The organism is uncultured Amaricoccus sp., from assembly GCF_937891315.1.
Lineage (GTDB): Bacteria > Pseudomonadota > Alphaproteobacteria > Rhodobacterales > Rhodobacteraceae > Amaricoccus.
Genome location: NZ_CALAGI010000060.1, coordinates 1 through 13140 on the forward strand (window position 1 = coordinate 1; position 13140 = coordinate 13140).

Sequence of the window (13140 nt, forward strand, 5' to 3'; positions counted from 1 at the left end):
TCGTCGGTCGAGAGCTCGGTGAGCTTGGCGAAGACCGCGCCGATCACGTCGGGCATGGTGCCGGTGTCGAGGGCATTGTTCCCGACATAAGCCGAGACAATCTCGGCCGTGAGGGCGAGAAGTTCGTTGCGGTCGGTCGAAGTCTCGTTGTCCATCGTTTTCCTGCTCGTCGCGTTACGTCTCGCTCCACGCTCTGGCGGGTAAGTCGAGACGTCCGTCGAAGCAATAGAACAATTCTGCCGATGGCCGTCTTACCGTGCAGATAATCTGCAGTGTAGTTGGCGATGTCCGTCCATCCGCGGGGGTGCCGGCAACCTCACCGCTTGCCCCAAGCATCTCATCCCGGCGCCACACATGAAGCTGCTCCCCACCGCACCTCCTGCCCGCGCTGACAACGGCCGCCCAAGCTGCGTCGCTGGCATCACGCTCCTAAGTCTACTGCCTGAGGCGAGCGAAGGTCTCGAGCCGCCGGTCCCTGGCGGCCGCGGGCGTCCCACCTGGTGAAGGTCAACCCGCGCCAGGCTCGACGCGGCGCTGCTCGCCCGCATGGGCGCGCTTCTCGATCCTCCAAGTCGCGAAACCTGCCCCTGCTTCGGCGTCAGAGCGCGGAGCGGCTGAAGATCGCGGAGCTCGACGCCGAGATCCCTGCGACGGATCCGGGCAGACCCCCCGCTGTCGCGGCGCCTCGACATTCTCGTCAGTATCCCGGGCGAAGCTCACGGCCTTTGCCCTGCTCATCGACATGTCCGGAGCGCCCTCTTCATTCCGGTGCTTGTCGTGGTCCGCTTCAATCCGGACCTCAAGGCCTGCCATGACCGGCTCAAAGAGGCCGGCAAACCCGCGAAGGTCGTTCTCACCGCTGTCATGCGGAAGCTCATCGTCCTCGCCAACGCTCTTCTCAAGGACGATCGAACGTGGAGCCCTGCCAAGCCCTGATCATTACGGATACTCTAGCCGAGTCAAGAACGGGTTTGGGAAGGTTGGCGGATCAGGAAGCTCCGTCGAAGCGTCCGTGGGGCGTAGGCGATCTTCATCCGAACGGCTCAACTTGACGGTGACGGCCGAGTAAGAATGCGTCGGCCACGTGAACCAGTGGCGACAAGTCCACGTCCGAAGCACGCTTCCCCACCAGCGCAACGAAGGTCGAGTAGAGCTTCCGGTACTCCCCGTCTTCGCTACAAACCCGGGGGTAACCGTCAACCGTAAAGTGGCTGCCGCCCCCTGAGAGTATCACGGGGCCCTCGTCGCTTTGGATCGTGATATCCCAGGTTTGCGGTCCGGTCTGGCGCCAGTCGAAGTCGGCCGTTACCGGCACTCCGCTCGCCGTGCGGCCTCGCAGGCTGGCGGCAATCGGTGCGGCACGGTTGGCCGGAAAGTAGAGATCGGCGTCCTCGACGAAGAACCCCTCGGGGAGGATGTAGGTTGCGATCGACAAGGCGTTGATGCCGGGGTCGAAGACGCCCAGTCCGCCCGGCTGCCAGATCCATTCCTGCCCGGGATGCCAGCGAAGGACATCTTCCTTCCACTCGATCGCGACCGAGCGGATGGCTCGCCCGGCGAGCATCTGGCGTGCGGGCTCCACCGCTCCCGCCATGCGCGAATGCCAGCTGGCGAAGAGGGTCAGTCCGCGCGCCTCGGCCATCGCCGAGAGGAGCCGCACTTCGGAAATGGATGATCCGGGCGGCTTCTCGAGCATGACATGCTTGCCGGCGGCGAGGGCTGCGCGGGCCTGGTCGAAGCGCCCCGCTGGAGGCGTGCAGAGAGAGATTGCGTCGATCCCCGGCTCGTTCGCGAGCAGGGTGTCGATGTCGGGATAGCCGGGGAGGTCCGGCAGGCGCGCGTGGTGACTGGCGATAGCGGCGAGCGCCACACCCTCGGTCGCGGCGATGGCCGGGAGATGCTGCGTCTTGGCGATCTTGCCGAGGCCGACGAGGCCGAGCTTCAGTGTCATCCTTGCTCCTCACCACTCGGCGAAGCTGCCGTCCTTGTGCCGCCATATCGGGTTGCGCCAGCGGTGACCTTCGGCTGCCGCGCGGCGAACGAAGTCCTCGTTCACCTCGATCCCGAGGCCCGGGCCCTGCGGAATGGCGACATGGCCGTCCTCGTAGGCGAACACCGACGGATCGACCAGGTAGTCGAGCAGGTCGTTCGTGGTGTTGTAGTGGATGCCGAGCGACTGTTCCTGGATGAAGGCGTTGTAGCAGACCGCGTCGAGCTGGAGGTTCGCGGCGAGCGCGATCGGCCCGAGCGGGCAATGCAGCGCCACCGCCACGTCGTAGGCCTCGGCCATGGCCGCGATCTTCCGGGTCTCGGTGATGCCGCCCGAGTGCGAGGGATCGGGCTGGACGATGTCGACGTAGCCGTCCTCGAGGATGCGCTTGAAGTCCCAGCGCGAGAACAGCCGCTCGCCGAGCGCGATCGGGGTCGAGCAGTGGTTGGTGATCTCCTTCAGCGCCTCGGCGTGTTCCGACAGCACCGGCTCTTCGATGAACATGAGCTTGAAGGGCTCGAGCGCCTTCGCCAGCACCTTGGCCATCGGCCGGTGCACACGGCCGTGGAAATCGACGCCGATGCCGAAGTTCGGGCCGAGTGCGTCGCGGATTGCCTGGACTCGCTCGAGCACCGCGTCGATTTTGGCGTGGGTGTCGACGATCTGCAGCTCCTCGGTGCCGTTCATCTTCACCGCGGTGAAGCCGCGGTCGGCGCAGTCCTTCGCCATCCGCGCGGTGTCTCCGGGCCGGTCGCCACCGATCCAGGAATAGACCCGGATGCGGTCGCGCACCTGGCCGCCGAGGAGCGCGTGGACCGGCACCCCGAGCGCCTTGCCCTTGATGTCCCAGAGCGCCTGGTCGATGCCGGCGATGGCGCTCATATGCACCGCGCCACCGCGGTAGAAGCCGCCGCGATACATCACCGTCCAGTGGTCCTCGATCAGCCGGGGGTCCTTGCCTATCAGGTAGTCGGCCAGCTCCTCCACCGCGGCGGCGACGGTGTGGGCGCGGCCCTCGACGACCGGCTCGCCCCAGCCGGAGACGCCCTCGTCGGTCTCGATCTTGAGAAAGCACCAGCGCGGCGGAACGATGAAGGTGGTGAGGCCGGTGATCTTCATGGGCGAGCTCCTTCGACATGGCCACGCCAGGCGTCGGCGAAGGCGCGGGCGGTGACGCCGACCTCCGCCGCGGTCATGCCGGGCCTGTAGAGCGCCGAGCCGAGACCGAAGCCGGCTGCTCCGGCCGCGAGGTAGGACGCCATGGTGTGAGGGGTGATGCCTCCGACCGGGAGGAAGCGGGTACCGCGCGGGAAGACCGACGTCATCGCGCGCAGGACGGCCGGAGCGGTCAGTTCCGCGGGGAACAGCTTCAGCGCGTCCGCCCCCGCGGCCAGCGCGGCGAAGCCCTCGGTCGGCGTGGCGATGCCGGGCGCGCAGGCCAGTCCCGCCGCCTTGGCCGCGCGGATCACCGCCGTGTCGGCATGCGGCATGACGATGATCCGTCCGCCGGCGGCCGCCACGGCGTCCACCTGGGCGGGCGCGGTCACGGTGCCGGCGCCGACCAGCGTCTCGGGCCCCAGCCCGGCGGCGAGGCGGCGGATGCTCTCGATCGGCTCCGGCGAGTTCAGCGGCACCTCGACGATCGCGAAGCCGGCGTCGACCAGCGCCCGACCGATGTCGAGCGCCTCGTCCGGCGTCACGCCGCGCAGGATCGCCACCAGCGGCAGGCGGTCGAGGTAGGGTTGCAGATCGATCATGCGTCCTCCGTGTTCTTCACTAGCCCCGCGGTAGCGGCGATGCGCCAGAGGCCCGCGACGGCCGCGTCCGGGATGATCTCGGCGCCGGCGATCCCGAAGCGGGCGAACGCGCGGGCATAGCGCGCGCAGAGCGCCGGTTCGCCGATCAGCAGCGGCGCCGGACCCGGCTCGGCGAGGCCCGAGCGGATCTCGTCGCCGATCAGCAGGCCCGAGAGGTAGTCGAGAACCTCCGACGCGGCAATCCCGCCGGTGAGCGCCAACGCCCGGGCCGAGAAGAGAAGCGCCGCGATGCCGTCCGCATGGCGGGCGGCGTCGACGCCGCGCAGGAAGGCCGCGGCGCCGTCGCCGCCGCCGTCCGGACCGGCGGCGCGGCCGAGGATCGAGTGGTCACGCAGGATCGCGAAGAGCTCCCCTGTCATGAAGGTCGCGAAGCTCTCTATCCGGCCTTCCGCGACATGCGCCCATTTGGAATGGGTGCCCGGAAGGACGAGACGGGCGCGGGCCGCGAGCTCCGGACGCAACGCGAGCGCCCCCGCGATCTGGGTCTCCTCGCCGCGCATCACGTCCGGCAGGTCACCGGGCCGCCGGACGCCGGGCACGATCCAGAGGCGTCCGCGCGGCGCCCGCGTCAGCCCGCCGGCCAGGTCGTCGAGGCTCGCCGGGCACGCAAGATAGGGCGCCTCGACCCAGCCCTGCGCGCTTCCGATCATGCCGGCCGCGATGGCGGGCAGATCGGGCCAGCCGGCGGTGATCTCCGCGAGGGCGGCGGCGAAGTCGCCGCCCTCGATCTGCATGATCCCGCGCGGCGCGCGGGAGGTGGCGAGGACGTGCCCGCGGCTGTCGAGGAGCCAGCCGCGAAGCGCGGTGGTACCCCAGTCGAGCGCGACGAGGGTGGGCGCGGAGGGCTTGGTCCCGGTCATGGCTCAGCCGGCGACGAGCATGGTCTCGGCGGCCACGGCCGTTCCACGCAGGCGCAGGCCGTCGGCGTCGAAGAGCAGCGCGGCGGCGGGGTCGAAGGCCGGCGCGACGGGCTGGCCGGACCGCAGCTCGCGCACCCCGGTCGCCTTGATGACCACGCGCTGTCCGGTGCGGTTGCGGGCGTAGATGTAGGACTCGCCGCCCAGGTGCTCGACGATGTCGATGTCGAGCTTCAGGCGGGCCGAACCCGTTTGGGTGAAATGCTCCGGACGGATGCCCACCGTGATCTTGGCCCCGGCCGGGGCCTGCACGCCTGCGAGCGGGAGGATGAAGGGATCGGCCTCGACACCGTCGAGCCGTACCGTCACGCCCGAGCCGTCGTTGCCGACGACCTCGCCCGTGAGCAGGTTCATCTTCGGGCTGCCGATGAAGCCGGCGATGAAGACATTGTCCGGGTCGTCGTAGAGCGCGAGCGGCGAGCCGACCTGCTCGATCCGGCCGGCGCGCAGCACGACGATCTTGTCGGCGAGCGTCATCGCCTCGACCTGGTCGTGGGTGACGTAGACGATGGTCGTCCCGAGCTCCTTGTGGAGGCGGGCGATCTCGACGCGCATGTTGACGCGGAGCTCGGCGTCGAGGTTCGAGAGCGGCTCGTCGAACAGGAAGACATCGGGCTTGCGCACGATGGCCCGGCCGATGGCGACCCGCTGACGCTGGCCCCCGGAAAGCGCCTTCGGCTTGCGGTCAAGCAGGTGGGCGAGTTCCAGCACCTTCGCCGCCTGGTTCACGCGCGTCTCGATCTCGTCCTTGGGCGTCTTCGCGAAGCGCAGGCCGAAGCCCATGTTCTCGCGCACCGTCAGGTGCGGATAGAGCGCGTAGGACTGGAAAACCATGGCCACGCCGCGCTCCGACGGATCGACGTCGTTCATGACCGTCTCGCCGATCTCCAGCGTCCCGCTCGAGATCTCCTCGAGACCGGCGATCATCCGCAGCAGCGTCGATTTCCCGCACCCCGACGGGCCGACGAAAACGCAGAACTCGCCCGGTTCAACCTTCAGGTCGGCGCCGTGTATCACGACCACGTCGCCGTAGCGCTTCTGCAGATTCTTGAGTTCGAGACCCGACATTCGCTTCCTCCTCAGATTTATGGTGGTTACGCCGCGGCCAGGTTCGGCCGCGGCGTTCGGCCTCACGCGACCTTGTCGCTACGCCGGCGCAGGTTCGCCGGCACGAAATCGCCATGGGCGTCGAGCAGATCGTCGACGAGGCGGACGATCTGGTCGGTATCGAGTTCGGCCGCGGTGTGCGGGTCGAGCAGCGCCGCGTGGTGGATGTGGTCGCGGCGGCCGGTCAGGATGCCCTCGACGGTCAGCTTCTGCACGTTGATCTGGGTCTGCATCAGCGCCGCGAGTTGCATCGGCAGATCGCCGATCATCGTCGGCTGCAGCCCCTGGCGATCGACGAGGATCGGCAGCTCGACGCAGGCGTCGGCGGGCAGGTTCGAGATCGCGCCCCTGTTCATCACGTTGCCGTAGATGACCCGCGGCTGGCCGGTCTCGATCGAGTGAATGATCTCCGAGCCGTATTCGACGCTGCGGCGGACCTCGATCGGCTTCGAGGCGTCCTTGAGGTCGGCCGACATGCTCTCCCACTCGGCGAGCTGGCTCTCGCAGCGGCGCGGGTACTCGTTCAGTGGAATGTTGAACTTCTCGATCAGGTCCGGCCGGTCGCGCTTGATGTACCAGGGCACGTATTCGGCGAAGTGCTCCGAGCTTTCGGTGACGAAGTAGCCGAAGCGCTTGAAGACGTCGTAGCGGACGCGGTTCGTGTCCGGGACGCGGCCCTCGTCGATGACCTGTTGGATCAGCGGGTAGAGGTCCTGACCGTCGCGCTCGAACTTGAGGTAGAAGGCGACGTGGTTCACCCCGGCGACGACATAGTCGATCTCCTCGACCGGCACGCCGATGTCAGCGGCGAGTTCGCCCGCGGTGTGCCGGACCGAATGGCAGAGGCCGACGGTCCTGATCTTCGAGCCGCGGTTGAGACCGAGGCAGTTCATCGCCATCGGGTTGACGTAGTTCAGGTGCAGCACGTCAGGGCAGAGGCGCTCCATGTCGTGGGCCATCGAGAGCAGCACGGGTACGGTGCGGACGGCGCGCATGATGCCGCCGATGCCGAGGCTGTCGGCGATGGTCTGGTTGAGCCCCGCCTTCGACGGCAGCGCGAAATCGGTGACCGTCGCGGGCTTGTAGCCGCCGACCTGGATCATGTTGATCGCGTAGTCGGCGCCGTCGAGGGCCTTCGAGCGGTCGGTGGTCGCCTCGATCACGGCGCGGGCGCCGACCGCCTGGTTGATGCGCCGGGCGATGATCTCGGATTCGGTGAGCCGCTTCTCGTCGATGTCGAAGAGGGTGATTTTGGCGGCGGCGAGCTCCGGGTAGCTGAGGAGATCGCCGATCAGATTCTTGGCGAAGACGGTCGAGCCCGCGCCGATGAAGGTGATCTTGGGAGAGCGCATTTGCATTGGTTCCATTGGCTTGGGGGGAGAAAGACTTGCGCGCCGGGCGGGGAGGACGCCCCGCCCTGCCCCGCTCAGAAGAGGTTGTTGGCCTCGTCGTTCGCGGATTTCAGGATCTCGGCAGGATCACCCTCGCTCCGCATCACCTGCTCGAGCGCGCCCTTGAAGATGGTCGCGACCTCGGAGCCGTAGTCGGTGATGGGGAAGGCGAAGGTGGTCTCGGGCTTCGCGAGATCGGTGAAGGCGCTGACATCGACGCCCTTCGCACCGTGCGATGCGATCGCGGCCTGGACGGCGTCGGCCCGCGCCGGGAACACCACGCCCGACTTGCCGACGATCTCCTGGCAGGCGTCGGAGCCGAGGAACTTCACCCACTTCCAGGCGGCCTCCTGGTTGGGCGAGCCCGACCAGATCGAGTCGGCGAGGCCGTTGAACATGCTCTCGCGGCCCTCGGGGCCGGCCGGGATCGGCGCGAAGCCGATGTCGAAGGACGCGTTGTCGATGAACCAGTTGATCATCCACGAGCCGTGGACGTCCATCGCGCCCTTGCCGGAAACGAACAGCGTCTCGCCGCCGAGCTTGCCCTGCTGGTCGGCCGTCGGCGTGAAACCCTTGACCGTGCCGAGGTCGCGCAGCCAGGCGAAGGTCTCGGCGAGGCGCGGGTCGTCGTAGTGGTAGGTGGTGCCCCAGGGCTGGTCGAGGGGCCGCCAGCCGGTGGAGGCCGCGAGATAGCTCCACTCCGTCTGGCCGAATTCGCTGATCGGGTTCAACACGAGGCCGTAGGTCTCGACCGACTTCGGATCGAAGCCCGCCTCGTCGCCACGCTTGCCGCTGGTGTCGACGGTAAGGTGCGCGATCAGCTTCTCGTAGCTGCCGCCGTCCCGCGGGTTCCAGGTGAGGTTCCGCAGGTCCGCCTCGGTCAGTCCCGCCTCGGCGAGCTTCGCCTTGTTGTAGACGATCGCCACGGTGTCCCAGTCCTTGGGCATGCCGTACTGCGCGCCGTCACGGGTCCAGGTTTCGGTCAGCCCGGGCAGGAAGCCGGACATGTCGACCCCGTCGGCCTCGATGAGCGGCGTGAGGTCGGTCATGATGCCGTTCGCCAGGAACTCCGGATAGCGGCTCACATGGTTGACGAAGACGTCCGGCGCCTCGCCCGACAGAAGGCCGGTGGTGAGCGTCGTCCAGTAGTTGTCCCAGCCCTCCTGCACGATCTTGACCCGCACGTCGGGGTTCTCGGCCGTGAAGGCGTCGGCGCACTGCTGGTAGACCGGGACCTGGCGCTGGTCCCACATCCAGTAGGTGATGTCCTGGGCATGAGCGGCGACCGGCGTCAGGGCAGTCGCGGCGAGCAGGACGGACGTGAACGTGCGCATTCTGGTTTCCTCTCCTTTTGGGGTGGTCTTGTGGGTGGTCTTGATTGGGCGGTTACTTCATGCCGCTCGTCTGGAGCGACTCGACGATCCGGCGGCCGAAGAAGACGAGCAGGATCATGATCGGGATGATCGAGAGCATCACGGCGGCCATCAGTCCGGTCCAGTCGGGCTGGGCCTGGCCGGACTGGCTCTGGAAGGCCTGGAGCGCGACCGACATCACCCGTACGCTCTCGTCGCGGCCGACGAGGAAGGGCCAGAAGAAGTCGTTCCAGGCGTTGATCGAGAGCAAGATGGCGAGCGTCGCGACCGGGGCCTTCTGCAGCGGCAGGGCGACGTGCCAGAAGATCTGGAACCAGCTGAGGCCGTCGAGACGCGCCGCCTCCTCGAGTTCCCGCGGCGCCGAGATGAAGAACTGGCGCAGGAAGAACACCGCGAACGGGATCATCAGGATGTTCGGCGCCACCATGCCGGCGAAGGTGTTCAGCAGCCCGAGTTGGCGGATGAGCACGAAGTTCGGGATGAAGAGCACGATCGAGGGGATCATCGTCGCGGCGATGAAGGCATAGAAGATCGCGTCCCGTCCGGGAAAGCGGAGCCGGGCGAAGGCATAGGCCGCGAGCGACGAGAAGAAGAGCTGTCCGCCGACGAGCAGGCCCGTGTAGATCACGCTGTTGCGCAGCGCGAGCATGAAGTTGATCGGCGAGCCGGAGGCGCTGGTCAGCACGACCTCCGAGGGCAGGCCGAGCACCCGCAGGAAGTTGCCCCAGGTGATGTTGCCGAGCCCGAGATTGCTCGCACTGGCAAACACGTCGGCCGGCCAGGTCAGGGCGATCTTGAAGGCCATCCAGAGCGGAAGCAGCGAGAAGAAGCAGAAGACTGCGAGAACGGCGTAGCCGACGACGGCGTTGATCGAGAGGTTCTTGGTCATCGTGTTTCTCCGCTCACCCGAGGTCCGAATCGTCGGCGCGCAGCAGGCGCATCTGCAGCAGGGTGACGAGCATCAGGATGGCGAAGAGGGCCATCGACATCGCCGAGGCATAGCCCATGCGGCTGAACTTGAAGGCGTTCTCGTAGATGTACCAGAGCACCGCGCGGGTGGAGTTGGCCGGACCGCCTTGCGTTGTGACCGCGATCACGTCGAAGATCTGGAAGGAGCCGATGACGCTGGTGACGAGGATGAAGACCATCACCGGACGCAGCAGCGGCATGGTGATGAGCCGGAACATCGCGAACTCCGACGCCCCGTCGAGCCGCGCGGCCTCGTAGAGATCCTTCGGGATCGACTGCAGGCCGGCATAGAACAGAAGCGCCGTGAAGCCGACGTGTCGCCAGATCGAAATGCCCGCGATCGAGACGATCGCCTGATCGGGCGACGACAGGAACGGCTGAGGCAAAGCGCCGATCATCGACAGGAAGGCGTTGGTGATGCCGATCAGAGGGTCGAGCATCAGCAACCAGATGAGGCCGGCGACGACGTTCGAGATCAGGTATGGCGCGATGATCACGGCCCGCACCCAGACCGACTTGGCCAAGCGGTCGGCAAGCACCGCGATCAGCAGTGCCAGCGCGGTCTGGAGCGGGATGTTCCAGACGACGTAGACCAGCGTGATCCGCAGAGATTCCCAGAAGTTCCCGTCGCCCCAGAGCCGGACGTAATTATCGATGCCGACGAACTTCCCGGGCCGCAGCAGGTTCCAGTCAGTGAGGCTGATCGTCAGCGCCCGCACCGTCGGCAGGGCGAAGAAGACGAGGAGCCCGATCAGCGCGGGCAGGATGAAGAGATAGCCGACGATGGCCTCCCTTCGACGCATCGATTGGCGTGAGTTACCCGGTCGCGCCCGAGCGGGCGCGTCTGCCACGGCAGCCATATGAAATCCCCCCATGTTCGACGCCTTGCGCGACATAACACGTGTTATATCTACGCGGCGTCATTACTGACACGTGTTAGTTTACGCGAATCGTAGCGGAGTTGTCAAGCGCGCATGACTGGGTTACACGTGTCACATGGCTGGCGGAGGTTATGGATGGCCCGCGGGAAGGTTACGAGTCACGACGTTGCACGGGCCGCCGGGGTATCGCGCGCGACAGTATCGATCGTTCTCAACCACTCCAACGCCGCGGTGATCGGAGACGAGACGCGCAAGCGCGTGCAGGCGGTCGCGGCGGAGCTAGGCTATCGCCCCAACTCGGTGGCGCGAATGCTCAAGAGCGGTCTGACCGAGACCGTCGGCCTGCTCATCACCGAGCGCCGGTCACTGCTGGTCGATGGCTACATCCCGCTCCTGTTCGACGGCATCGGCAGCGTCCTGCGGCGGAGAGGATATCATGTCCTGCTCGAGACGCTGTCCCCGACCCGGGGCAAGAACCCCTACACCGACCTCGTGGAGTCGCGTCGCATCGACGGCCTGCTGATGCTGAGCCCGCGCGCCGATGATGCCGCGCTGATCGAGCTCATCGAGTCGGACTATCCGATCGTGCTGCTCGGCTCGATCGGGCATCCGAAGGAGATCTCGGTCGGCACCCTGAGCACCGAAGGCCTTCGAGCCGCGGTCGATCATGTCGTCGGCCTCGGTCATCGCAACATAGGTTCGGTACCGTTCTCGCCTCCAGGATTTGCGGCGGCGGACCATCGTCTCGCCGAGCTGCGGACATTTCTGGCCGGGAACGGCGTGCAACTCCGCGACGACGCGATCGTTCGCGGCGACTTCAGCGCAGAGAGCGGATATCATGCCACGCTCGAACTCATGGCTGCCCGACCCGACCTCACGGCAATCTTCGCGGGGAACGACACGATTGCCCTCGGCGTGATCGGCGCGCTCGCCCAGCTCAAACTGTCGGTGCCGCGCGACGTCTCGGTCGTCGGCTTTGATGACCTGCCATTCGCCGGATTCATGGCCCCTCCTCTCACGACGGTCCGCATTGACGCCAGACATCAAGGCCAGCACGCCGCGGAAGCCTTGCTGCTTCGTTTGACGGGAAAGCCTGTTCCCGAGGCGCGCCGGAAGTTCGATTCCCAGTTCATTGCGCGCGGATCCTGCGCAGTCCCTCGTTCCACGTGACCAAAGGCCTGTTCGGAACGGTTCAAACCGGCAACCAACGGGATGGCTCATTGCCTGCGAGGCAAATGCCCGCTCCGTGGCGGATCTTTCAGCGTCGGCCGGCGGTGCCGGATGGCCTCGCCTGCTCGCCACGACCGGCGGCCGCGCCCGCCCGACTGGACCAGGCACAGGCGGCACCGCCGCGCCTGCCGCCGGCCGACGCCACGTGCACGCCCACTGTCTGGCCCTGGTAGCGGCCCGTGATCTCGGCCCAGGTCGCCTCTCCGTTTCCGCCCGCGCCGCCGTCGCCGCCGTTCGGGTAACCGGAGCTCGCCTCCCAAGGCCCGGCCCCGCCGGTTCCGCCGATGGACCGGATGTCCGCCCCGCGCCCGTAGGCGGAGGTGAACGATCCCCCCGCGGTGACGCTGACGTCGCCGCCGTCGCCCCCGGCGCTGGTAACGCCGATGTTTCCGTCCTCGACCGACGAACCGCCGGCGCCCCCCACGCCGCCCGCGGAGAAGACGGTCAAGCCGCTCGCGACGCTGGCCGACGCTCCGCTGACCACCGGGGAGACGGCGATATCGATGTAGCCACCGGCGCCGCCCGCCCCGCCGGCGCCGCCGTTCTCATGGTCGACGTCGCGCCGGTGAAGCTGATCGCGCAGGCCTCGCCCGTCATCACGCAGGTTGCCCCGATGCCTTGCGCCGCGGCGAAGCCGGCGGGCGCGACGAGGGCGGAGGTCATCAGAAGACAAGCGAGCGCGGCGCGCGCCGGCGGGAATGCAGGCTGCATGGGTTTTCTCCAACGATCTGGGGGAAGACTTGAAGGTCCGGCGCGGTCGGCGCGCGGACGGGGCTAGAGGCTGCGGTCTCGGTCAGCGGGGCAGTCCAGCCGCCCCGCCGTCTCTCGCTCAGGCGGTCACGACCGCCGGCCTGGCAAGCTTCCGGCGCTGCGTCACGACCCGGACAATGATCGCGGCATGGATCAGGATCGCCGCGCCGAGGCCGATGACATGGTCCGTCGTGGTGACGGCGCCCGTCCGCGCCAGCACCCAGAGGGTCGCGACGCCGAGAGGGATGAACAGCAGGATGGCGGTGATCAGGCCCGGATTGTAGCGCCGCATGGCCACGGCCTGGCCGCAATGGGCGAGCGCGTTCACCAGGCTGAGATAGACGGCGATCAGGCCGAGCCCGAGATGGAGCCGCGCCGCCAGCCAGATGGCGACGGTATCGACGCCCCAGACGCCGACGATGTTGATCACGAAGACGTCGAACCGCGAGAGCAGCTCCTTGCCGCCGCCGATCGTGGCGTTGATGAACTTGCGAAAGCGGTCGTCGTCGTGTTCCTCGAACTGGTGGAGCATATAGACCGGCAGCTGGAGCCAGATCAGCAGCAGCGGGAGGGACCAGCCGCTGGTCAGGACCGGCGTGAGGGCGAGGAGCATGATGGCGGCGAGAAACCCGCCGTAGACCCAGTTGTCGCGCAGGCGAACGAACATCGGACGTCCCCTTTCAAGGTGGCTTGCATGAGAGCAAATTTCGATGCA

General features: G+C 67.3%; 13 protein-coding genes and 1 pseudogene. 2 read left to right on the plus strand and 12 right to left on the minus strand.

Annotation, left to right across the window (positions count from 1 at the left end):
- Nucleotides 1-155 (minus strand): MucR family transcriptional regulator (locus tag Q0480_RS17980; protein WP_366940821.1); only part of this gene is annotated, 155 nt, incomplete at its 3' end.
- 589 nt (nucleotides 156-744) lie between these two features.
- On the opposite strand from Q0480_RS17980, the pseudogene Q0480_RS05155 reads away from it, so the two are divergent.
- Nucleotides 745-936 (plus strand): annotated as a pseudogene (locus Q0480_RS05155) (IS110 family transposase); the annotation flags it as partial.
- A 94-nt stretch (nucleotides 937-1030) separates the two neighbouring features.
- Here the strand turns inward: Q0480_RS05155 and Q0480_RS05160 are convergent.
- The 9 genes from Q0480_RS05160 to Q0480_RS05200 all read right to left on the minus strand — a co-directional run bounded on the left by Q0480_RS05160 (nucleotide 1031) and on the right by Q0480_RS05200 (nucleotide 10367).
- Nucleotides 1031-1951: a Gfo/Idh/MocA family oxidoreductase gene (locus Q0480_RS05160; protein ID WP_299131287.1), complete on the minus strand. Its 921-nt coding sequence runs from the start codon at nucleotides 1949-1951 to the stop codon at nucleotides 1031-1033.
- Nucleotides 1952-1960: 9 nt separating this feature from the next.
- Nucleotides 1961-3109: a galactonate dehydratase gene (dgoD, locus tag Q0480_RS05165; protein ID WP_299131289.1), complete on the minus strand. Its 1149-nt coding sequence runs from the start codon at nucleotides 3107-3109 to the stop codon at nucleotides 1961-1963.
- Nucleotides 3106-3747 carry a 2-dehydro-3-deoxy-6-phosphogalactonate aldolase gene (locus tag Q0480_RS05170; RefSeq protein WP_299131291.1) on the minus strand — a complete coding sequence of 214 codons (642 nt, stop codon included), beginning with the start codon at nucleotides 3745-3747 and terminating at the stop codon, nucleotides 3106-3108. Before Q0480_RS05170 ends, dgoD begins: the two co-directional genes overlap by 4 nt.
- Nucleotides 3744-4667, minus strand: a complete 924-nt coding sequence (locus Q0480_RS05175; RefSeq protein WP_299131294.1) for a 2-dehydro-3-deoxygalactonokinase — start codon at nucleotides 4665-4667, stop codon at nucleotides 3744-3746. Before Q0480_RS05175 ends, Q0480_RS05170 begins: the two co-directional genes overlap by 4 nt.
- Before the next feature lie 3 nt (nucleotides 4668-4670).
- A complete protein-coding gene (gene ugpC / locus Q0480_RS05180; protein WP_299131296.1) occupies nucleotides 4671-5792 on the minus strand; it encodes a sn-glycerol-3-phosphate ABC transporter ATP-binding protein UgpC in 1122 nt (373 codons plus the stop codon).
- A 62-nt stretch (nucleotides 5793-5854) separates the two neighbouring features.
- Nucleotides 5855-7183 (minus strand): alpha-glucosidase/alpha-galactosidase, encoded by a 1329-nt coding sequence (locus tag Q0480_RS05185; protein WP_299131298.1) that lies wholly within the window; start codon nucleotides 7181-7183, stop codon nucleotides 5855-5857.
- A gap of 74 nt (nucleotides 7184-7257) precedes the next feature.
- Nucleotides 7258-8556 carry a sugar ABC transporter substrate-binding protein gene (locus tag Q0480_RS05190; protein ID WP_299131299.1) on the minus strand — a complete coding sequence of 433 codons (1299 nt, stop codon included), beginning with the start codon at nucleotides 8554-8556 and terminating at the stop codon, nucleotides 7258-7260.
- 52 nt (nucleotides 8557-8608) lie between these two features.
- The gene (locus tag Q0480_RS05195) at nucleotides 8609-9484 is read right to left on the minus strand and encodes a carbohydrate ABC transporter permease (RefSeq protein ID WP_299131300.1); all 876 of its coding nucleotides are present in this window, start codon (nucleotides 9482-9484) and stop codon (nucleotides 8609-8611) included.
- A 13-nt stretch (nucleotides 9485-9497) separates the two neighbouring features.
- A complete protein-coding gene (locus Q0480_RS05200; protein WP_299131301.1) occupies nucleotides 9498-10367 on the minus strand; it encodes a carbohydrate ABC transporter permease in 870 nt (289 codons plus the stop codon).
- Between the two features lie 213 nt (nucleotides 10368-10580).
- Between Q0480_RS05200 and Q0480_RS05205 the strand changes: the two genes are divergently transcribed.
- A complete protein-coding gene (locus Q0480_RS05205) occupies nucleotides 10581-11615 on the plus strand; it encodes a LacI family DNA-binding transcriptional regulator (protein WP_299131302.1) in 1035 nt (344 codons plus the stop codon).
- Nucleotides 11616-11703: 88 nt separating this feature from the next.
- Here the strand turns inward: Q0480_RS05205 and Q0480_RS05210 are convergent, their stop codons facing one another.
- Together Q0480_RS05210 and Q0480_RS05215 are read right to left on the minus strand one after the other, a co-directional pair.
- On the minus strand, nucleotides 11704-12399 hold the full coding sequence (locus Q0480_RS05210; RefSeq protein WP_299131303.1) for a hypothetical protein: 696 nt from the start codon (nucleotides 12397-12399) through the stop codon (nucleotides 11704-11706).
- 105 nt (nucleotides 12400-12504) lie between these two features.
- Nucleotides 12505-13092 (minus strand): HXXEE domain-containing protein, encoded by a 588-nt coding sequence (locus tag Q0480_RS05215; protein WP_299131304.1) that lies wholly within the window; start codon nucleotides 13090-13092, stop codon nucleotides 12505-12507.
- Between the last annotated feature and the right edge of the window lie 48 nt (nucleotides 13093-13140).